This window comes from Microcoleus sp. CZ3-B2, from assembly GCF_036705055.1.
GTDB lineage: Bacteria > Cyanobacteriota > Cyanobacteriia > Cyanobacteriales > Microcoleaceae > Microcoleus.
The window spans coordinates 31,084-52,660 of the sequence record NZ_JAUBTN010000046.1; the positions used below are offsets into that span (position 1 = coordinate 31,084).

A 21,577-nucleotide genomic window follows, 5' to 3' on the forward strand; every position below is an offset into this window, starting at 1 on the left:
CGTCCGCGACTCCTGTGGCAAACTTCTATCGGTTTTGGGGCGGGGCGATTAATCCACCGTCACCAGTCTTTGACTCTTGACTGATGACTGGACTTTTGCTCTCAGATCCTGTCCGATCGATTTGCGTCACAAAAACGGTTCGCGCGTGCGTCAGTCAGTGTCCGCTATTGGGTTGCGTCAGTCAGTGTCCGCACGCGCGAACCAATCTTCTGTTTGTAAATCGACCGGACACGAGAGCGAAGCCTGTAAAGAGCAGGCTCGATGCCTGCTCAACAATGGGATAGGTCTACTGATGACCGATCGCCCTATTACTGTTTTTTGGGAGACAGCAGCATCATCATACTGCGCCCTTCCTTTTTCGGGGCTTGCTGCACTTCGGCGATTTCCTGCAAATCTGTGGCCATGCGCTTGAGCAAGTCCTCTGCTAGGTTGCTGTGTTGGATTTCCCGACCTCTGAACATGATCGTGGCTTTTACTTTATCTCCAGATTTGATAAAGCGGTCTGCTAGCTTGAGGCGCACTTGGTAGTCGTGTTCTTCAATTTTGTAGCGCATCTTCACTTCCTTGACATCGGCAGTGTGCTGCTTCCGCTTGGCTTCTCGCGCTTTCTTTTCCTGCTCGAACTTGTACTTCCCGTAGTCCATTACCCGGCATACGGGCGGGTCAGCTTTGTCGCTGACAAGTACCAGGTCGAGTTCTTTTTCTTCTGCCAGACGGAGCGCTTCTGCGGGTGTCAATATCCCTAGTTGGCCGCCGTCGGTATCGATCACCCGGATTGTGGGGTATCGAATGTTTTCGTTGATCTGGGGTAGGTTGCGATTTTGTCTTCTTTCAATCACAGGCATGAATGTTTTTACAAGCAGTAGTTTAATAGCGAAGTTTCTTGATAGTTACAGGCTTGACCGGTCAATATTTCACTTTTTCCGATCGAGCTATTTGGCAAGCTGTTACCCTTACCGGACGTACTACCGCGCCCTGTATGCCTTCAGCTTCATCGTTAGGGCATACTTGAACCGAATCGTAAATGAATTCTTACAATACTTGCTATTCTACTCACTCTCGCTGAGTTTCTGCGTAGTTTTATTTTAACTTCATACTATATTGTCCGTTCCCATACCAGATTGAGCACCAAACCGTAAAAAATGCCCGGTAAATCCTTAAGGATGAGGTAAAACGGCTTTTTTGACCTCGCCGTAACGGGTGTTGCCAGTCCCCAATTCCCCTGATTTGCCTTGTACAATAGGTATAACCAAGTGTAAATTTATGTTGCGAGCTGAGGCAAAATTGACAAATTCTCTACACTGGCACCAACGGGTGGGCACTCAACGAGACTGGGTGTGGCGGGGTTGGCAAACTCGATACACTTATTTGCGGCCGGCTTTGGGGCGAAATCCACGGGCGATCGAATTTCAAGACTCTGCTGCCGAACCCATCGCCTCCACCACATCGAGAACACCGATTATTTTACTGCACGGGTTTGGAGCTTCGATCGGTCACTGGCGGCAAAATCTCGCTCCACTAGCCGAAAATCACACGGTTTACGCCTTAGATTTGTTGGGTTTTGGCGCTTCCCAAAAAGCTCCCATCGACTACGACGTGTCTTTGTGGGTCGATCAAGTTTACGATTTTTGGCTGACTTTTATCAGAGAGCCGGTCATATTGGCAGGAAATTCGATCGGCTCGCTGATTTGTCTGGCCGCGGCGGCCGCTCACCCGGACATGGTGGCCGGCACGGTGGCGATCAGCCTCCCAGACCCATCTGTGCGAGCCGAGGCGGTGCCGGGATGGCTGTTACCGGCGATCGAATCTATAGAAAATTTATTTGTTTCTCCGATCTTACTCAGGCCTTTGTTTTCGATCGCCCGCAAGCCCGCCATCGTCCGTCGCTGGGTTGCCTTTGCCTACGCCAACCCCGGAGCTGTTAGCGACGAATTAGTTGAAATTCTAGCAGGGCCTGCGGGCGATCGGGGAGCCGCCCGCGCCTTCTGTGCTTTATTTAAAGCTGTAGGTAGTGCAAAATGCGGCCCTGGTGTCAAGACTGTGTTGCGAAATTTAACAATCCCGATGCTGTTAATTTGGGGCAAACAAGACCGGATGATTCCGCCTCGCTTCGCCAAACCCCACCAATTTGTCGAATGCAATCCGAGTTGTGTAGAGCTAGTTGAATTAGATAATGCCGGCCACTGTCCCCAGGATGAATGCCCGGAACAAGTAAATCAAGCAATTTTGGATTGGATGGGCCGGAATTTTGTCGCCCGTGGCGATCGATCTTTGCAACACAGTTAATTTAGATAGGGGGCGGTGCGTTGCTAATTAACCAACATTATTTGCAGGTATCGATACCCTGGATCGAGAATCAGCTTGTCACAAGTCGATCGCACCCGGTGAAATGACTTTACCAAAAAACTGGGTCTAAAGCCCCGCTCCTTTAGGACGGCTTTTCTTAATCCTGTATTCATGCTAGAGTTATTTATACTACATACGACGTAAAATGCTGGTATTTGAGGCAAAACTTGAGGGAGAAAAGCAACAGTATGAAAGGCTTGATGAAGCTATTCGTACCGCTCGTTTTATCCGCAATTCTTGCATCAAATACTGGATGGACAACAAGGGAATTGGGCGATACGATCTGAGTGCTTATTGCAAAGTTCTCGCTCATGAGTTTCCTTGGGCAAACAAGCTCAACTCTATGGCTCGTCAAGCTTCTGCTGAAAGGGCTTGGAGTTCCATCGCTCGATTCTACGATAACTGCAAGAAGAAAGCAGCGAAGAAAGGTTTCCCACGCTTTAAAAAACATCAAACACACGGTTCTGTAGAATACAAAACCTGTGGCTGGAACCTGTCGGAAGATAGACGAACTATCACTTTCACCGATGGTTTCAAAGTCGGAAGTTTTAAGATGTGGGGAACCCGTGATTTGCATTTCTATCAGTTGAAGCAGATTAAGAGAGTTCGGGTTGTGCGTCGTGCCGATGGGTACTACGTTCAGTTTTGCCTTGATGTTGAGAGAGTTGAGAAAAGAGAACCAACAGGCAAAACAGTCGGATTGGATGTGGGGTTGACTCACTTCTACACCGATTCTGACGGGCAGGCGATTGAAAATCCCCGCCACCTCAGAAAGTCTGAGAAAGCTCTCAAGCGCCTTGGTCGAAGACTTTCTCGAACTCAACAAGGCTCGAAAAATAGAGCCAAGAGTCAAAACCGGTTGAGCACAAAGCACCTCAAGGTAAGTAGGCAGCGTAAAGATTTTGCCGTGAAGTTGGCAAGATGCGTCATCCAGTCTAACGACTTGGTTGCCTAGGTCGACTTGATGGTGCGGAACATGGTTAAGAACCGGAAGCTGTCTAAATCTATTAGTGACGCAGCTTGGTCGGCTTTCGGAAACTGGTTGGAGTATTTCGGCAAGGTGTTTGGAGTGGTAACGGTTGCCGTCCCTCCCCACTACAGCAGCCAGAATTGTTCCAACTGTGGGGAAGTTGTTAAGAAGTCGTTGAGCACAAGAACTCATAAATGTCATCATTGCGGGTTGGTTTTAGACCGAGACTGGAATGCAGCTCGAAACATACTTGAACTTGCACTTCGTACCGTGGGGCACACGGGAACGTTAAACGCCTCTGGAGACATCGACAAGAGCTTGGGTGAAGAAATTCCTCCAAGTAAGCCGAGTCGTGGAAAGAGGAATCCTCAGAAGTGATTCTGGGAATCCCCGTCCTTTAGGTCGGGGAGGATGTCAAGCATCAACATCACAGAAACCGGGTTTTTATCGGGATTAAAGGTCTAGATGCAGTATTTTTGCCTGTCAAACCAGGTTTCTCATCACTGCTGCGTCTAGGGCTAAAACTAAGGTTTGAAGGTACTGATGCGTCCCAGACTGTTTTGTTGACGATCGCCTTTTGGGAAACTCAGGCATTGACACAATCGTCGCGATCGTGTATCTTCTCTAACTGGTAGTATTATATACAAGTTATGCAGTTCGTCGAAAGGCAGGTCATCAAACCAAATCACAGGTTTTATCCAGAAGCCGACCGACAGTTTTTCCAGTCCAAAAATCACAACTGCGATAACTATATCTACCGTCAAAACTTTTTCCCCCGTCAACCAATCAATGCTCTGACGGTCGATCGTCCGCGATCGAAGAGTATCGGTGACAAAGCATTGCCCGCCCTGGTGACACAAAACACTCTCCGGTTACTACAAAAAGCATGGATTAGCTATCATAATGTCACCGGGTATGGCGCGGGCGATCGCCAAACTAAATTTCCAGCAGCACCCAAAATCCCTTACTATAAAAAATCAAGAAAAACCAGATATCGGTGCCGCCATGTAGTTGTATTTAACTGTCAAACAGTCAGGGGAAAAACTTTCGCAAAAGGATATGCTCCTTTGCATGAAACTAACATCTTCATGTATTCAAAAGTAACTTAAATCTGGGAAATCCTGATTGTTCCCGAGGTAGGTTGTTAATTAGTCAGAGTGCTTGATTAAAAGTTAGAACAAAACGCAACTGTGAAAGGGATTACTACCCTGGCTTTAACGAACTGTGCCCATAGGAAAGACCGAAGAAATCGCTCCTAAGAAAAACCGTAAAAATCTCCATTCTAACTTGTGATAAGTTCAGGAAAAACCTGGTTGATTGTTGATAAAAATATAGCAACAGCGCCAGACGGTGAGGACGTTTGAAATTACTGAAAGCCTGGGTTTTCTTAATTATTCCTTGGGTCTTGTTAATTATTCCTTCTGCTATAAATACCTTCCCTTGTGCCAACAATTTGTCAGTCAGCTTATAACCGATCGCCCCCAAGTCTGCTGGAAAGTAAAAAAATGCCAGAATTGGGCATTGGGCTGCCTATTAACGCCTAAAAAAGTCAATTTGGCCAACAACTGACGGCCCGGACATCCCTGGTCGGCTGGCGGCCCGCCTGCTGAAAGCCGATCGGGCAAACAGCACCCTTCCAGCTTTTAGTAGTAACGCAAACGAGGAAAAAACTGTCGTGAAATTCCACTGGCTACTACCGAGTTTTTTAAGTGTATTTTTGCTCGCCGGAGCCGCCGAAGCAGCCCGACTGCAATCTTGGCGATTTGATGCTTCAGAGAACCGGCTCTACATTAGAACAGAGGGGGGAGTGCAACCCAAGGCTCAACTGATTTTCAACCCGACGCGCTTGGTAATCGATTTGCCGGGAACGAGTCTAGGCCGTCCCTCAGTCAACAAACAGCTCTCAGGGGCGATCGAATCGGTGCGGGTAGGACAGTTTGACAACGACACAACCAGAATTGTAGTCGAACTCAAAGACGGGTTTACTCTAGACCCCCAACAAGTAAAATTCCGGGGGATTTCTGCCAGCGAGTGGACAGTGGATTTACCCGCACCGACGCGCGGCCAAAGTCAAAATCCCATTTCCGAACCCGGGGGAGAAAGGTTATCGGTTGAACCTTCAGCAGGCGAGCCCCAGTCTGCAGAAGAAACCGTAGTTCAGAACGTTCAACTGACAGCAGACGGTTTTTTAGTCCGCACTGCCGGCGGCCGGCCCCAAATTAATTTTGAACAAAGTCGCGCCGGAGACATCGCTACCCTGGATATTGAAGGAGCTACTTTAGCTCCGGGCGCGGGCGGCCAACAGCCTCAAACTAACGGCAAGCTCGGTGTCGAGAGGGTTGAAGTCCGGCAACTGCCAACAGACCCGCCCGTTACCCGCGTGACTTTGCGGATGAAGGGTTCTAATACTCAGTGGCGGGCATCTGTGAGCAATTCTGGCTCCGTTGTGCTGTCGCCAGGGGACACGAGTTCGTCAAGGCTGACGCGCTCAGAACCTGTAGCTGTTGGGAGACCAGAGCGAGCAACTTTAGCTAGAGTTCTGTCGATTAATTTAGCCGATAACGGCACGCAACTGGTGGTGAGAACTGACCGCCAAGTCTCCTATACCAGCGGGTGGGACCAGTCGTCGAGAGCTTACTGGCTGAGAATTTCTTCTAGTTTCCTGGCGGGGCAAATTCCTCAGCTTGGTGCCAACAGCCCTGTATCGTTTACTGCCAGTCAGGAAGACGCGGAGACTGTGCTGATTTGGGTGCAGCCGCGATCGGGGGTAGAGGTAGGCCGGGTGACGAGACCTGGCCAGCAGTTGCTGTCTTTGCAGTTGCGATCGTCCAATGCTAGCGCCCCGCCGCCTTTGACTAGCGATCCCAATCCGCAGCCGCTGCCGAGAAGGACGATCGGATCGGGGGATTTGCCCCAATCCAACCGCCGCGTCGTGGTGGCGATCGATGCGGGGCACGGGGGGCGCGATCCAGGTGCAGTCGGCATTCAGGGCATTCAGGAAAAGGAGATTGTTTTAGATATCTCCTATCAGGTGGCTAGGCTGCTGGAACAGCAGGGCGTGCAGGCGGTGATGACTCGGACTGACGACAGCGAAATCGACTTGGAACCGAGAGTTTCTTTGGCGGAACGGGTGAATGCTACTTTGTTTGTCAGCATTCACGCTAATGCGATTAATATGAGCCGGCCGGATATTAGCGGGATTGAGACTTATTATTTTGATAGCGGGAAAGATTTAGCCCGGGTGATTCACGCCAGTATTTTGGACGGGACGGGGGCGACTGACCGCCGGGTGCGACAGGCAAGATTTTATGTTTTGAGGAAGAGTTCTATGCCTTCTGTTTTAGTGGAAGTCGGTTTTGTCACGGGTGCTGAGGATGCTGCTAGACTTTCTGACCCGGCTTATCGCAGTCAAATGGCGGCTTCGATCGCTCGCGGCATTTTAGTTTATCTTCAACAAAGATAATGGTCAGTAGTCAGTAGTCAGTAGTCAGTAGTCAGTAGTCATTAGTCATTAGTCATTGGTCATTAGTCATTAGTCAGTAGTCAGTAGTCATTAGTCATTAGTCATTAGTCATTAGGGAATTGTTAGCTGTTGACTGTTAGCTGTTAACTGTTAACTGTTGACTGTTAACTAACTACTACCAACTACCAACTGCCAAGTACCAACTACCAACTACCAACTGCCAACTGCCAACTACCAACTGCCAACTACCAACTGCCAACTACCAACTGACTACTGCCAACAGACAACTAACTATTAACAAATGACAACAGACAACTCTGGACAAAAAAGAATCGGTATTTTTGACAGCGGTGTGGGCGGTTTGACTGTTTTGACGCAGTTATACGAACAATTGCCCAACGAATCTATACTTTATTTTGGAGATACGGCGAGGCTTCCTTACGGGACTCGCGCAGCTTCGGAAATTGTGCATTTTGTCCGGGAAATTATGGCCTGGCTGGTGGAGCAGGATGTGAAAATGGTGATTATGGCCTGCAACACCAGTTCTGCTTTGGCGATGGAAATGGTGCAGGCTGAGTTTGATATTCCGGTGCTGGGAGTAATTCTGCCGGGGGCGCAGGCTGCGGTGCAGCAAGGCAAGCGGATCGGGGTGATCTCAACTCCGGCTACGGCTGCTAGCAATGCTTATCGAAATGCGATTTTGGAAATGGATGCGGATTGTCGGGTATGGCAGGTTAGCTGTCCGGCTTTTGTGCCGCTGGTGGAGCAAAACCGGATTCACGATCCTTATACTTATGAGGTGGCTCGGGAATATTTGGCTCCTTTGATTCAGCAGCGCATCGATACGCTGATTTACGGCTGCACTCATTATCCGCTGTTGGCTCCTGTGGTGCGATCGCTTTTGCCTGTTGGGGTGAATTTAATCGATCCTGCGGTGCGGGTTGTGGCTGCTGCTGCTAGAGAGTTGGAGGTTTTGGGGCTGCGGAATTCTGGTACTGCGCTGCCGACTCGTTTTTGCGTGAGCGGGCTTCCTGAGCAGTTTGCGGATTTGTCGGTGCAGTGGCTCGGCTGTACTCCTGCGGTTGAAAAGATATCTCTGCCGACTGTTGTTCGTAGCGAAGCGGGGCGTAAGCCATCGCCCGTATCTGTGGAATCTGTCGAATAAGCTGGAAAATTGCTCGATCGCGCGACACAATCCCCGAAATCTTCAATCTCAAATCTTACCCTCCAAAACCCTAGGGATTTGGGGGGTTGAGTTTTTGCTGGGAACATTGCAGCTAGCGATCGAACATCGATGTGTAATAAGATTTAACAAAAGCTTTGATGAACAATGCAAATAATGTCCTCTATCTGCTGGAGATCTTCAGCCTTGAACCATGTCACCGTATATATCGCAAGCAGTGTTACTTGTAGATGGCTATAACATAATTGGACTTTGGCCTCGACTCCGAGAGAAGCGCGATCGCGACGAACTCGAAACAGCCCGCCGCGAGTTGATTGAGGCTTTGGTTAACTACAGCGCCGTACAAGATTTTGAAGCTAGACTCGTGTTTGACGCTCAGTATCGAAACACTCCCAGCGTTAAAGAAATTATTACTAAAAATTTATCTGTGCACTACACTGACTTCGGTCAGACAGCAGATACTTATATTGAAAAGTCTTGTGCTAATTTGCGCTACGAGTTGCGATCGGTCAAAGGCAAAAGCCGAATGATTGTCGCCACCTCCGACAGAGCCCAGCAATTAACCGTAGTCGGCTACGGTGCCGAATGGATGTCTGCCCAACAACTAGCGGCTGACGTAGAATCCACCGCCCGCCGCAGCGAGCGCCAGCACAAATCCCGCAAACACAATTCCAGTCGCTTTCTGGCCAATTCCCTCGATCCAGAATCGCAGCAGCGCCTCGCCAGAATGAGAATGGGGCTGCATTAGCGTCCCAAACCCGCTTGCTGCATGAGAAAAAAAAAACTTTGCAAAAGGCCTTGCCAAATCGAATAGGTTCAGCTACTATTAGTAAATGTGGACGACAAAAACCACGCAATCCTCGGTAGCTCAGTGGCAGAGCGATCGGCTGTAATGAATGCAAGCCTTTGGCATCAACCAAAAGCCCTAGTGACATAGCAGCTTTATCCGGTAACGGGTACTGAAAAATCGGGTGAATTCAAGGAAACCGCAGCACTTCGGGTGGCGGCAATCTTGAGCCAAGTCTGGCGAAAGGCAGCGGTTTCGATCGCAAGTAGCCGGAAAGGTGCAGAGACTAGAGATGAGGAGCCTAACCAATAAATCTCACAGCGCCCGACATCCCGCGACAGATGATAAGTCTGCGTTTTAGGGATGATGAAATAGTCCGCGCCCTTCGGAAACGTTGGGATAAGTGTAACCGATTGGTCGTAGGTTCAAATCCTACCCGGGGAGTTAGTAAAAGTCTGAAGTTGGATGTTTCCAGCTTCAGATTTTTTTGTTTTTATTTTCCACCAGATTCATACAGCGTATTCCACCTACAGGGAATACGCTGTATATCAACCGCTTTTTACTTCCCATCGAAATATTTGGTTTTCTCGATCGAGTTTTTCGGCAGCCGTTTATTTAAGGTAAATCCGTCATCAAGAAAATTTGTAAAAGTATAGTTTTTCCCGATCGGTTTATTCATCCTAGGGTGTCCCCGAAAAAAGCTGTTTGAGTTAGGTCGAGTAGGCGGGTGACGCACCCTACGGAATACTAAACATCGCGTTCTGTTCGCACCCAATTAGTTTGTCGCTTCAGCAGAAAACCCAGATACAAAGGAATTTTCCACAGGATATAAAACGGTACGGATAATAGAGTTGCGCCGGAAATGTCGGCACGGCCAAATTTTCCCCAAGCGCTGACAATTGCAACTAAAATTAGCAGTCCTTGTACTCCTAACAAGATGGCAGGAATCGCGGATGATCCGATAATTGCTCCTACTATGGAGGCGACAAAAGCGGCTAGCCAAAGAGCAACTAAAAGCGATAGGGGAGGGACGGATAAGTCAAGGGCGATCGCCATTAAGTCAAAACGCTGTTGCTCGATCGAAGCTGTCGCCAGCCTGGGAGTTTGAGTTAGCAACGTCTGGATGTGTCCGTGTTCCCATCTGGTTCTTTGAGTTTTAGCTGCTTCCTGCTGCTGCGGCAAACACCCTGTGACTCTGGCTTCGGGGCAGAATACGGTTGGATGTCCGGCGATCGCCAAATCCAAACTCATTTGCATATCTTCCACGATATTGCCACTAGCTAAAGGAACATCTCGAATGATTAGCCAGGGAAAAGCCATGCCCGTACCTGTTAGCAATGACGGGAATCCTAACTGTTTTAATCCGCTGGGGCGGACTAGGTTTTTCACGAGAAATGCTAAGGCTGAAATCGAATCTTTGGGGGTAGGATCGGGCGGCTGTTCCATTAAATATGTGGCCTGCACCGGTCTTTGTTTGGCCATTGAAACGCGGGCTAATGTTTCTATGGAATCTGGCTCGCAGATGCAGTCTGCATCAACCATAATGACTACTTCTGGGGGGTCTGAGGCGATCGACTGCAAGCCGAAATCCAGGGCGTATCCCTTCCCCTTACGTTCTGTGTCGTGGCGCTCGATCGCCGTTGCACCGCAGTTGCGGGCGATTTGGGCCGTAGCATCCGTGCAGTTGTCAGCAATGACTAACAGGCGGTCTTGAGGTGTTAGCTGCGGCAGAATGGTGGAGATAGTGGCGACAATTCCTGCTGCTTCGTTGTAGGCGGGAATTAAAACTGCTATTTTGGGGCGGGGTTCTTTGGTTTCGTCTGTGGTGCCGAAGCTGGAAAGGAAAGCTGCACTGCATTCTAGAAATAGAACTGCAACGGGAATTAGCAGGATTAGGGCGATCGTCAAAAGTACAACATCAACAAATAGGAACGATAGCTGATTTATTTCCACAATTTTAGCACCTTAATTTAATTTAATTTAATTTGCAGCGGTCATTGAATTGACTTAATCAAATTTCACCTCAGTCAACTCAGCGATCGACACTATAGCTTTTCAAGCGAAAGATGAGGTACTATGCGGCATAGGGCTCCCATAGGACATTGGGCATTGGGCATACCTCACCACGCTTGATAACCGCTATATTTAACTTATAAGATACGAAAACATCACCATTATTAGGTTTGTAGTTAGGAATGCGAGTCAGTTCCAAGAGAGGACTTTAGTCCTTACTACGAACTAATTTGATTGCAATCGTTCGCTCCAACATGATATCATATCATGTCGATTCTTACCATTTTAAGTAAATCACTTAATTAAACCTCAAACAGACCCAAAATTGAAAAACCCGGTATCTCAAAGAAACCGGGTTTCGGGTTGTTTAGCTTTTAATCAACTAAAAATGACAAAGCAATCTCTCAACAGTTTTTCAATTACGCCGCTTCCCGCACAGGAACAGGTTCAGATTTTTTTTGAGTGAACTGTGCCGGGAGTGCAGATTGTCTGATACATTTGGAGACCGATCGCAAATATCCCACTTCTGCTTGAAGAGAATCCACCGCAGAAAGACTTTCCACTAATCGATCAAATTCATCAGCATTAACTCCAGCACAGTTCAAAACTTCTTGGTTGAGCCTCCCGTACATTCCTTGCAGGAGGAGTTGGATAATTTCGCTGTAGTCAGCGACTTCTGTTCCGTAACCTTGCAATTTTTTCGGATTGACTCCCCACTGCAAAATCTTCAGCAATTCTGCGGCGGAACTCCACGCAAAAGAAGAAGCAATTACCTCTTTTTCCGCTGCGACAAGAGCCGGCTTAATTTGCACTTCCGGGAAATTCCGATCGCTAATTAATTTTTCCAGGTTAGACACTTGTTTATCTAACATGCACAAAGAAAAAGGAGCTAGTTCTAGAATCACCATGTCGCCAGCCTGGTCAATTTTTCTGAAAGGATCTTCCAGAACATTAATTAGGAGATGAATGTCTGTAGGTTTGTTCCAGTCAAATTGTCCTAAGAAAAATGGTTCTTCGTATCCCGGTAAAAGTCCTTGAAAATAAATCGGCAAATTTTTGCCGGATTCTTGAATTTTATACAAAGCAACTTCTAAGGTTTCTGTCGGCCATCCTAGATTGCTGACGGCGACTATTTTCAGTTTTCCCGGAACGGAAACCACGAGCGAATTCAGTAACAAATGTACGGCTTCGATTAGATTTTGAGCGGTTACGTAGCGGTGGGGGGCGTGAACGTTGACTGTTTTACTTTGCTGTACTTTCTTGGACATTTGCTCGCAGAACAAGCTATTTTCTAGCATATGAGTAAAGCGAACCATCCCGTAGGTGACTTTTCCTTCTTGAGCTGCTTTGGCAAATTGCCATTCTGCAAATTTTTTGGACGCGGCGTAAATTTCGGTTGTAAAATATCGAGATGTTTTGCCTGTGGAAGAGAAGATGCAGTCTTCTACGCCGTATTCTTCGGAAAGTTGGATGACGTTTTTGCATCCCAACAGGCTGGTTGTAACTGTTTCTCGAATTTGGATTTCAGCTAATCCGGGCTGGCGCTGGGCTGCTAGGTGAAAAACAATGTGCGGTTTTTCTACTTCAAATATGTGTTTGAGCGCCTGCAAGTTGCGAATGTCGGCGGCGTAGAAAGTTACTGCGCCTTCTTTGTTAAAGTGCGGGAGATTTTCGTCGGGGTTTTGACATCGGGCTTTGTCTACGGAAATGATGTTAGTTGCGCCTAGAGAGAGGAGTTTTTCGATTAGAAAACTCCCGACGCATCCTTCTCCGCCGGTGATGAGGATAGTTTTTCCTTTGATTTTGTTGCTGCAGGCGAGGCTGTACAGGTTAATGGTACGATCGCGCACATCGCTAAAAGGTTCGCTTTCTAGTTGTCCGTCGGCTTGATAGGCCCAGATTAGCTGTGCGGTGAGAGTTTGTAGCGTTGCTAGGATTTGCGGATTTTGCGGTTCGGGGGAACCTGGGGGAACTAGCTGCTGGATGCGATTGATTATTGCCGCTTTGCTGGCATCTTCAAACACTTCTGAGGGGTTAAATGTGTTATTCACTTTCTGGGCTCCTTTAAATTATAGAAATACGGTTGCTGATGCTGATTCAGAGTTGTTAAACTGATTTTTGAGGGACAGAATTTTTAAAATTCGGCTGATTTGGGTTGTTTTTACAGAGAAAGCTACTTAATCGGAAAGATACGCGATCTGCTTTCCTACTAAATAATTATTTTCAGTCTACTTGTGGTTTTATTAAGGATTTTTTAATCTGCTTGCTTTGGCTAGCTGCTAAGTCGGAACTTTCTCTGTCAAAAATTAGTCACTACAACTATAAACGTAAGTTGCTGGCCGTTGGCAATAGTCACAACATATCTTTACTATTTCTTTGTAATTACCTCAGAATATTCACGCAATTTTAAAGTTAATATAAAGTAGTGCAGGCGTTAAAGAAACTTAATAATCCTTGCCACTATCAATAAAATGTCTTTTTTATTACTAATTGTATTAAAAGTTTAAGTAAAGATACGGAAAACATTGTCAAATATTGCGGTGTGCCTAAAATATTGCTATTTATAGCCTTTCTGTGCTCTCATAGGAGGTACTATATGGGATAGGGCATTGGCCAAACAGGGCATTGGGCATTGGGCGGAGCGAAGCGAAGCGGAGGGATTGGGCATAGGGTATACCTCACTTTTTTTAGAACAGCCATATACGAGGTTATAGCTTTTATCAAAAAGGTGAGAACTGAGTCGATTTTAGATACTTCGGCTTCGCTCAGTACGAGTTTTAGATTTTAGATTGGGGAATTCAGGCTTCTATCGATTTTAGATTTTAGATTGGGGAATTGAGCGATTGATATCATCTCCGATCGATTAGCACTACGAAGCGTTTTTGTGATGGTAATTGACCGGATATGATATGAGGTATTTAGCGATCGCTCAATACCTCATTTTTCCCTCAAACTGCCACAGATCCGTACACAATAAGTCATTCCCAATTTTTTAATTTCAACTCTTATCTTAAATCTCAAATCTCAAATAGTATGAATTGGTGGGTAGCCAGAACAAGACTACCCCTATATGCGTGCTGCTACCGGTCGCGAATGCTGCGTTCTTTTTTGCTGCCTTCAAAGCCGCGAGCGTCCCCAACATCGTAGCCTCCAGTCCGTAAGCGACGGTCTAAATCGCTGGCTTCGGGAGAACTTTTTGCTGCTTCTTCGATCGTCACTCTGCCTTCGAGCACCAGTTTATAAAGACCCTGGTTGATAATCTGCATTCCTTCGTAGGTGTCATGTTCCATCAACCGGAAAGCTTCGTCATCAGCACCTTTCATTAAGTAATCGTGCATGGCGGGCGTATTCACCAAAATGTCATGAACTGCGACGCGGCGGTTGTCAACTGTTGGCAGTAAAAGTTGGGCAATTACTGCTACCAAAGAGTCGCAGATTTGAATCCGCATTGCTTGCTGTTCTTCGGGCGGATACATATTTAACAAGCGGTTAATAGCGTTTATGGCGCTGCGAGTGTGGAGAGTTCCAATTACTAAGTGACCTGTTTGAGCTGCTTGCAGGGCTGTATTGATGGTAACGCGATCGCGCATTTCCCCGATCAGAATCACATCTGGATCTTCCCGCAAAACTGCCCGTAAAGCCTGCTGAAATTCGTGGGTGTGCAAGCCGACTTCCCGCTGGCTGACCAAGCATTTTTTGGAAGGGTGAATGAATTCGATCGGGTCTTCAATTGTAACTACGTGCTTCTGTTCCATCTGGTTGAGATGGTCGATCATGGCAGCTACTGTTGTTGATTTTCCCGAACCTGTAGGCCCCGTAACCAAAATCAATCCCTGCGATCGCAAAATGATATTTTTGAGAACTTCTGGTAGCCTCAAGGAATCGATTGTCGGTATTTCCAAATTGATCAACCGCAATACTATCGCACCGCCGCTGAGGGCATCGAAACAGTTGACGCGACAACGCACAAAGCCTGGATAAAAAATTGCTGTATCTAATTCCTTGGTAGCTGCAAACTGTTTTCGCTGTTCGGGCGTGAGAATTTCGGCTAGATAATTTTCAAACAATTCTGGCGTTACTTTGGGGTGGGTGGTTGCTACTTGCATCACGCCCCGAATCCGAAATCGAGGTACTTGGCCGACTCGAATGTGAATGTCGGAAGCCGAGGCGCTGTGGGCATCTCTGACCATTTGTTCGATCGTACTGGTGGGTGTCTCCACAGCCCGCGGCGGGGGGGCGGAGGGCGGACTCGGCGCGGCTGGACTCGGCGCGGGAGTTGCGATTGCTAAGGGCGGGGGCGGCGGAGGCGTGCGGCGGGCTTGAGGCTCTGGTCGAAGGGGTGTGGGATTGTTTGATGGGTTCATTTTTTAGTCTCCAATCAGTCGATTTTAAGTGTGAAATTTGAGATTTTGGATTGACTCGCAGCGCCGTGAATCTGGCAGTTTCAATGAGGGTCTACAATTTGCGAATTGACGGTGATTGAGTATCGGGAGGTTGTATCCGTTATTGGGCGAGGTCAGTGTATTATAGCTTTTATCAAAAAGGCGAGAAGTGAGTCGATTTTAGATTTTAGATTTTAGATTTTAGATTGGGGGATTTAGGGATTGGAGGATTGAGGGATCGATCGCTCAATACCCTATGTTTGGCTCGAACTGCTAGAACTGCGAAAAAATACCCAATTTATAATCTAATCGCTCGCTGGCTCATTCGGTGCTAGATGCTGAAAATATTTTACAATTGGGCTTGATGGGACGATCGACTAATTAACAATTTTAACTTGTATGAATATCAGTCAAAAAATTGTCGGCTGGCTCGAAAATCGTGCTGTAACCCCCGCCTACGCGGGTTGGCTGCTATCGGGAATGACGGTTTTCTTTTTTGGGTCTGCTACTAATACAATGGCTGGTTGGTTGTACGCACTAAGCGGTGGGAGTTTGGCGCTGTTGGTCGTAGCGGCGGTTTTGCCGGTCAAATCGCTTCGTTCTTTGGAAGTGCGCCGTCGCCCCATCGAACCTGTGAGTGCGGGCGATCGAATTACGATCGAACTAGAAATCACAAATCGCGATCGCCAACCTAAAACTTTGTTGCAAGTGGTAGACATCTTGCCGTTTGTATTGGGAAAAGAGGTCATCCGCCCGATCGAAGTCATAGAGCCTAACAGTAGATACAGGGATACATACTATATAGAAGTCCCGCAGCGCGGTATCTATCGCTGGCAAGAGGTGCACTTGAGAACGGCTGCGCCTTTAGGGTTGTTTTGGTGCCGCCGCAGCCGTCCGGCGAAAGCGGTGGCGGTTGTCTACCCGCTGGTTTTGCCGTTGAGCACTTGTCCTTTGATCGATCGCATCGGTCAAGAAGACAGCCCGCAATTGTACAATCGCAGTCGATCGCAAACTGCTACCGAAGGCCTCACCCGCAACCTCAGACCTTACCGCCACGGAGACCCCACCCGCCTGATTCACTGGCGCACCAGCGCCCGCTACGGAGAACTGCGCGTGAGAGAGTTAGAAGTTGCCGCCGGCGGTCAAGACATTATTATTGCTCTCGACAGCGGCGCTTTGTGGGAAGCAAAGGAATTTGAACGAGCCGTGACAGTAGCAGCTTCTCTTTACTTCTATGCTAGCAAGCGCCTGTTAAACGTCAAACTTTGGACGGCCGGAACCGGACTCGTATCGGGGAACCGGGTAGTTTTGGAAACTTTAGCCGCGGTTAATGCTGGGGAAGAGGCGATCGAGAATCGATCGAAACAGTCGATAATTTGGCTGACTCCAAACACTACGAGTTTAAGCACTCTTTCCCAAGGTAGCCGCTGGGTGCTCTGGCCGAGCGCCACTGCTGAAACAGGCGAAAAAACATTAGTAAAACACGATTTACCAGGGTTAGAAATTCGCTCCGACCGACCGTTAGAACTTCAGTTACAAGCAAGCATCTCCTAGACTTTTAGACGTTAGGATCGCCCTGAAGGAAGATCGGAGCCGCTTCAGTCAAAATGGGAGTGTTCCTATCATTTAGCTCAATAAATATGAAAGATGAACTGGATGACAAAGAGAGAAAATTTTCTCCCGGCGATCGCTCAAACGCTATTTTTGGGCGCACAGAACTATATTTATTGCTGCTGTTGTTCGTCGGTGGCATTGCGATAGACTACTGGTTTCATCACCCACAACAGCTTTGGCGATCGCCCACCGAGCAGCCTGCGGGTCTCAATCCACCATCCCCCAAACCGCTGCTTTAAGCGGGATCGTCAACGTCTGCACTTTCCCCAAAGGCAAAATGATACGCATCGGAAAACTTATCTGGAGTCGCTTTTCCCATCTACTGTTGCGTCCCAAGCGATTGGCGATTTTTGAAGCCTGCCTGATTGGGCTAGTGTCGGGACTGGCTGCGCTGTTGTTGGCACAAGGAGTTGGTTGGCTCGGCGGCTGGCGGCAGCAGGTAACGCATTTCATCCCGGCCTATATTGCACTGCCCTCGATCGGGGCCCTAGGCGGATTCTTGTCTGGATTCATAGTCGATCGCCTCGCTCCGGCCGCCAGCGGGAGCGGCATGAGCGAAGTCAAGGCGGTACTCGCCAACGTTCCGATGCCTTTGAATTTACGAATTGCCCTAGTGAAGTTGGTCAGCGCCACCCTCATACTCGCTGCCGGCATACCCCTCGGACGAGAAGGCCCCACGGTACAGATTGGGGCAGCGTTAGCGAGTCAACTGAGTCGATGGTTCCCAACTTCACCCGATCATCGCCGTCAGATCCTCGCAGCCGGCGCCGGAGCGGGACTTGCAGCCGCGTTTAACGCGCCGATCGCAGGTGTTTTATTTGTGGTCGAAGAACTCTTGCAAGACGTGTCTGGAATCACCTTGGGAACCGCGATCCTAGCTTCGTTCATCGGGTCAGTTGTCGCTCGGATCAGTGGTTCGCACAATCTCGATTTAGACCTGCATCTTGTTGTCTTTAATACCAGCTTTTCTGCTTCTGAGATTCCGTTTTACCTGCTGCTGGGAATCATAGCAGGCGGACTTGGCGTGCTGTTCAATCGCTCAATCCTGACAAGTTTGACGTTGTACCGCCGCTTTTTCCATGTCAGCTTACCCTGGCGAATCGGATTTGCTGGGCTGATTACGGGAATTGCATTCGCTGCTTTACCAGATATATTTCGAGACAATGCCGGACTCAAAGAACTGCTATTAACCGGCAATGCAGACTGGCAACTCGTGGCGATCGTCTTTTGCATCCAGTTTTTTCTGATCGTCGTCACCTACGGTTCTGGTGCACCGGGCGGGTTGCTGATTCCCAGCATGGTACTCGGTGCAGCGTTAGGATACCTCGTAGGAGTCGGAGAACATCAAGTTTTGGGTTTAAGTCTGGCAACCACCTATGCACGGGTGGGGATGGCGGCATTTTTCTGTGCGGTTGCTCGCACTCCGATTACTGCGGTAATCCTGGTGTTTGAGATGACTACTGACTTTAATTTAGTGTTGCCACTGATGATCGCATCTGTGACTTCTTATCTGATTGCAGAATTGCTTGATGAGGGTTCGCTTTACGATCGCTTGCTGGCCTTTAAAGGCATTCACCTGACGAAAGAAACGAGCGCTCAAGATCCTTGGACAGATTTAACTGCATTGAATGTGATGCAGCCGAAAGTAGAAACGCTTTCTAGTCGGATTCGGCTGGAAGAAGCGTTACAGGCGTTTTCCCTGTCTTCCCACCGCACGTTTCCGGTGGTAGAAAGTGGCAAGCTTGTCGGCATTGTAACTCAAAAGGATATTGCCAACTTTTCTGCACGAGGATTGAATGGTGAGAATCTTGTTAGCGATCTGATGACACCAGAGCCGGTTCGCATTAACCCAGAAGATACGCTTGCCTATGTGCTGCATTTGCTCGATCGACACAATCTCCATAGCTTACCAGTCGTAGAAGGACGGCGATTGGTCGGTATTATTACCCGCAGCGATATTATTCGCGTTGAAGCAGCTTATCTCAACAACGAAAGTCTCGCTCAACCAAAGCTAGAACGATCTCGGATCGTTCACCAAACCAAATCGCCAGAAACTGGACAAGGGCGCATCCTCGTGCCGTTGAGCAATCCAAAAACCTCCCTGACGCTGTTAGAAATGGCAGTGGCAATTGCCCGCGATCGCAACTATGAAATTGAATGTTTGCAGGTGATTGTTGTGCCAAGACATCACGTGCTTGCAGAAACTCCAGTAAAAACGGCGGAGGGTCAAAAGTTACTAAAGCAGGCAATCCGTCTGTGTCAAGCGTGGCAAGTTCCGATCCATACCCAGATTTTAGTGGCCCATGATTTGTCAAGTGCCATTCTCGAAACGATCGAAGAGCGACATATCGATCTCGTCTTCATGGGGTGGAAAGGTAGCACTAAAACACCGGGGCAGGTTTTTAGTCGAGTTGTCGATACTATGATTCGACAGGCTATTTGTGAAGTAGTGTTGGTGAAGTTAACCGATCGAGCAATTTTTGAGCGGTGGTTAGTACCAATGGCAGGTGGCCCCAATGCCCATCAAGCAGTTCGGTTGCTACCTGGATTGATTTCTCTGACCAAAACCGCACAAGTCCGATTATTTCATGTGTACGATGCTTCTGAGGAGCGCCAAGCCAATCGTGTTGACTTTGAACCAACCGAAGAAATCTTGAAAGCTGCCGCTGAGTTTCTCAAGCCCCAAGTGAATGCCTCTATATTAACGACTTCTGTATGTGCTGCTTCTGTGTCGGCTGCAGTATTGAGTTATGCCAAGCAGGATGGAAGCGATGTGATTATTTTGGGTGCGAGTCGAGAGGGATTGTTGCAACAGATGAAACAGGGAAATATTCCAGCCCTGATTTCTCGTCAAAGCAACTGCAATGTAATTTTGGTGAGAGCGTCTTGAAGCAGAAAAATGAATCACAAGAGATATAGTTTCCGGTCGATTAGCCACAGTAAATAAGGTTCGTGCGGACGACTGTCCGTTCTTATTACGGACGGTCGTCCGCACTGCGAAACGTTTTTGTTATAGTAATCTAGCGAACAGAATAGAAATCGTAGAGCGATCGCTAATCCGGTGATTTGTTTTGATCTTGAAAAATTTTTAATAGAAACGATCGCATTTTTTGAGAGAGCATCTGAGTTTTGTTTTTGTAGCGCTGTCGCGCGATCGCCTAGTAAAGGATCGCATTCCCACAAAAAAATATTTTTACAAAGCCGCAGATGCTCCCCGGTTAATCTGTCGTTTCCGGGAGAATGTCCACGACATACTCCGGTACATACTCGGGAATATCTTGGGGCAAATTCTGGGGCAAATTCTGGGGCAAATTCTCCCGTGGCTGTTCGAGGCGGACGCGCCGGATCGGGAGATTTGCAATCAATGCTGTCGCCCGCTGATCGCTAGCAAGCGCAAACTCCGACTCAGTAGTATCGATTTCCACATAGCGAGACACCACCTCTAGAATTTCTCGGCGCATCGATTCAACCATTTCGGGGCTGAGCTCTGAGCGATCGTGGGCTAAAACCAGTTTCAGGCGACGTTTTACATCGTCGCGGCTGTTGTCAGGGGTGCGCGGGAAAAGTCGTTCGAGAAGTGTGTATAGCATGGGTATAGCGGATTTGTCAAGGGTTGGGCATAGAACAAGTCAGTCGATTTTAGATTTTAGATACTTCGGCTTCGCTCAATACAAGTTTGAGATTTTAAGATTGGGGAATGACTTATTCCCGTCTGGGTTGGAGTAGGGGGCAGCAGTTTGATGCTTTTGGGGAACCGGTATCACTTGGGAAAACTTTCAAGTAATTTTTGTGGTGCGGTGGTTGCTGTTTGAGGTCGATCGCCAATATTGCAGCACATCACATAATTTTAGTATTGAAGAACTTGCGGAGGCGAGTAAAAAAGTTTTCGGGACGGGAATTGAGATCGAGAAAGTCAACTTTTTCGCCTTCTAAGCGGCGGGCAATATTGTCGAAGGCCGTTCCAGCTAAAGAGGCCGTTTCCGACAATACTAATGGTTCGCCTCGGTTCGTAGAAACAATGACGCGCTCGTCGTCGGGAACAACGCCTAACAGCGGAATGGCGAGGATTTCCCGCACGTCTTGCACCGACATCATATCATTTGCCAGCACCATTGCAGGCCTGATCCGGTTGACGATCAGCCTAATTTTTTTGACATTGTTGGCTTCTAGCAGCCCGATGACTCGATCGGCATCCCGGACAGCAGCGATTTCTGGAGTGGTGACAATGATGCCTTCTTGCGCCGGGGCGATCGCATTTTGAAAACCCTGTTCAATTCCAGCCGGAGAGTCAATCAAAATATAGTCGTATTTTGCTCCCAACATCCCCACAAGCTGCTTCATTTGCTCAGCGCTGATGGCATCCTTCATCCGAGTTTGGGCAGCCGGCAACAGCACCAAACGCGGCTGCCGCTTATCTTTCACCAAAGCTTGCTCTAACCGGCACTCTCCGGCGAGAACTTCTAAGGCCGTGTAAACAATGCGGTTTTCTAAGCCCAGCAGCAAGTCTAAATTTCTGAGACCGAAATCGGCATCAATGACGGCAACATTGCGCCCCCGCTTAGCTAAAGCCATGCCGAGATTGGCTGTGGATGTGGTTTTTCCCACTCCGCCTTTCCCTGATGTAACAACAATAATGCGAGCCATAAGCGATTTTAGATTTATTAGTCAGTTGTCAGTTGTCAGTTGTTAGTTGTTAGTTGTCAGTTGTCAGTTGTTAGTTGTCAGTTGTCAGTTGTCAGTTGTTAGTTGTCAGTTGTCAGTTGTCAGTTGTCAGTTGTCAGTTGTCAGTTGTCAGTTGTCAGTTGTCAGTTGTCAGTTG

General features: G+C 48.1%; 14 protein-coding genes and 1 pseudogene. 8 read left to right on the forward strand and 7 right to left on the reverse strand.

All coding sequences use genetic code 11. The features are described from left to right. Positions 1–308: 308 nt before the first annotated feature. Positions 309–845 carry a translation initiation factor IF-3 gene (gene infC / locus QUA97_RS19450; RefSeq protein WP_194008541.1) on the reverse strand — a complete coding sequence of 179 codons (537 nt, stop codon included), beginning with the start codon at positions 843–845 and terminating at the stop codon, positions 309–311. A gap of 418 nt (positions 846–1,263) precedes the next feature. On the opposite strand from infC, the gene QUA97_RS19455 reads away from it, so the two are divergent. Further along, entirely contained in the window at positions 1,264–2,286 is a 1,023-nt protein-coding gene (locus QUA97_RS19455) for an alpha/beta fold hydrolase (protein WP_194066515.1), read from the forward strand. Between the two features lie 205 nt (positions 2,287–2,491). Further along, positions 2,492–3,694: pseudogene (locus tag QUA97_RS19460) on the forward strand (RNA-guided endonuclease InsQ/TnpB family protein). 146 nt (positions 3,695–3,840) lie between these two features. On the opposite strand, the gene QUA97_RS19465 reads toward QUA97_RS19460, so the two are convergent. Then, the gene (locus QUA97_RS19465; RefSeq protein WP_194066514.1) at positions 3,841–4,176 is read right to left on the reverse strand and encodes a hypothetical protein; all 336 of its coding nucleotides are present in this window, start codon (positions 4,174–4,176) and stop codon (positions 3,841–3,843) included. An 815-nt stretch (positions 4,177–4,991) separates the two neighbouring features. Between QUA97_RS19465 and QUA97_RS19470 the strand changes: the two genes are divergently transcribed. From QUA97_RS19470 to QUA97_RS19480, 3 genes are all read left to right on the forward strand, one after another. After that, entirely contained in the window at positions 4,992–6,779 is a 1,788-nt protein-coding gene (locus QUA97_RS19470; protein ID WP_333195600.1) for an N-acetylmuramoyl-L-alanine amidase, read from the forward strand. Positions 6,780–7,080: 301 nt separating this feature from the next. Then, complete coding sequence (gene murI, locus QUA97_RS19475; protein WP_194066512.1) at positions 7,081–7,944, forward strand: glutamate racemase; 864 nt, start codon at positions 7,081–7,083, stop codon at positions 7,942–7,944. A gap of 211 nt (positions 7,945–8,155) precedes the next feature. Next, positions 8,156–8,710, forward strand: coding sequence for an NYN domain-containing protein (locus QUA97_RS19480; protein ID WP_194008536.1), 555 nt, complete (start codon positions 8,156–8,158; stop codon positions 8,708–8,710). Between the two features lie 786 nt (positions 8,711–9,496). Here the strand turns inward: QUA97_RS19480 and QUA97_RS19485 are convergent. The 3 genes from QUA97_RS19485 to QUA97_RS19495 all read right to left on the reverse strand — a co-directional run bounded on the left by QUA97_RS19485 (position 9,497) and on the right by QUA97_RS19495 (position 15,126). Continuing rightward, positions 9,497–10,702 carry a glycosyltransferase family 2 protein gene (locus QUA97_RS19485; protein WP_333195601.1) on the reverse strand — a complete coding sequence of 402 codons (1,206 nt, stop codon included), beginning with the start codon at positions 10,700–10,702 and terminating at the stop codon, positions 9,497–9,499. A gap of 479 nt (positions 10,703–11,181) precedes the next feature. Further along, complete coding sequence (locus tag QUA97_RS19490) at positions 11,182–12,813, reverse strand: polysaccharide biosynthesis protein (protein ID WP_333195602.1); 1,632 nt, start codon at positions 12,811–12,813, stop codon at positions 11,182–11,184. A 1,029-nt stretch (positions 12,814–13,842) separates the two neighbouring features. Further along, a complete protein-coding gene (locus QUA97_RS19495; protein WP_333195603.1) occupies positions 13,843–15,126 on the reverse strand; it encodes a type IV pilus twitching motility protein PilT in 1,284 nt (427 codons plus the stop codon). Positions 15,127–15,543: 417 nt separating this feature from the next. On the opposite strand from QUA97_RS19495, the gene QUA97_RS19500 reads away from it, so the two are divergent. From QUA97_RS19500 to QUA97_RS19510, 3 genes are all read left to right on the forward strand, one after another. Further along, on the forward strand, positions 15,544–16,698 hold the full coding sequence (locus QUA97_RS19500; protein ID WP_333195604.1) for a DUF58 domain-containing protein: 1,155 nt from the start codon (positions 15,544–15,546) through the stop codon (positions 16,696–16,698). 86 nt (positions 16,699–16,784) lie between these two features. Beyond that, positions 16,785–16,997, forward strand: a complete 213-nt coding sequence (locus QUA97_RS19505; RefSeq protein WP_333195605.1) for a hypothetical protein — start codon at positions 16,785–16,787, stop codon at positions 16,995–16,997. A gap of 38 nt (positions 16,998–17,035) precedes the next feature. After that, a complete protein-coding gene (locus QUA97_RS19510) occupies positions 17,036–19,648 on the forward strand; it encodes a chloride channel protein (protein WP_333195606.1) in 2,613 nt (870 codons plus the stop codon). A gap of 328 nt (positions 19,649–19,976) precedes the next feature. Here the strand turns inward: QUA97_RS19510 and minE are convergent, their stop codons facing one another. Together minE and minD are read right to left on the reverse strand one after the other, a co-directional pair. After that, entirely contained in the window at positions 19,977–20,348 is a 372-nt protein-coding gene (minE, locus tag QUA97_RS19515; RefSeq protein WP_194008435.1) for a cell division topological specificity factor MinE, read from the reverse strand. A gap of 247 nt (positions 20,349–20,595) precedes the next feature. Beyond that, entirely contained in the window at positions 20,596–21,402 is an 807-nt protein-coding gene (minD, locus tag QUA97_RS19520; protein ID WP_194066505.1) for a septum site-determining protein MinD, read from the reverse strand. Positions 21,403–21,577 lie beyond the last annotated feature (175 nt).

Excerpts from the sequence above, each read along its gene's own strand:
- murI (WP_194066512.1), top strand. The coding sequence starts at position 7,081 with ATGACAACAGACAACTCTGGACAAAAAAGAATCGGTATTTTTGACAGC.
- infC (WP_194008541.1), bottom strand. The coding sequence starts at position 845 with ATGCCTGTGATTGAAAGAAGACAAAATCGCAACCTACCCCAGATCAAC.
- minE (WP_194008435.1), bottom strand. The coding sequence starts at position 20,348 with ATGCTATACACACTTCTCGAACGACTTTTCCCGCGCACCCCTGACAAC.
- QUA97_RS19500 (WP_333195604.1), top strand. The coding sequence starts at position 15,544 with ATGAATATCAGTCAAAAAATTGTCGGCTGGCTCGAAAATCGTGCTGTA.
- QUA97_RS19455 (WP_194066515.1), top strand. The coding sequence starts at position 1,264 with ATGTTGCGAGCTGAGGCAAAATTGACAAATTCTCTACACTGGCACCAA.
- QUA97_RS19480 (WP_194008536.1), top strand. The coding sequence starts at position 8,156 with ATGTCACCGTATATATCGCAAGCAGTGTTACTTGTAGATGGCTATAAC.
- QUA97_RS19510 (WP_333195606.1), top strand. The coding sequence starts at position 17,036 with ATGATACGCATCGGAAAACTTATCTGGAGTCGCTTTTCCCATCTACTG.
- QUA97_RS19495 (WP_333195603.1), bottom strand. The coding sequence starts at position 15,126 with ATGAACCCATCAAACAATCCCACACCCCTTCGACCAGAGCCTCAAGCC.
- QUA97_RS19505 (WP_333195605.1), top strand. The coding sequence starts at position 16,785 with ATGAAAGATGAACTGGATGACAAAGAGAGAAAATTTTCTCCCGGCGAT.
- minD (WP_194066505.1), bottom strand. The coding sequence starts at position 21,402 with ATGGCTCGCATTATTGTTGTTACATCAGGGAAAGGCGGAGTGGGAAAA.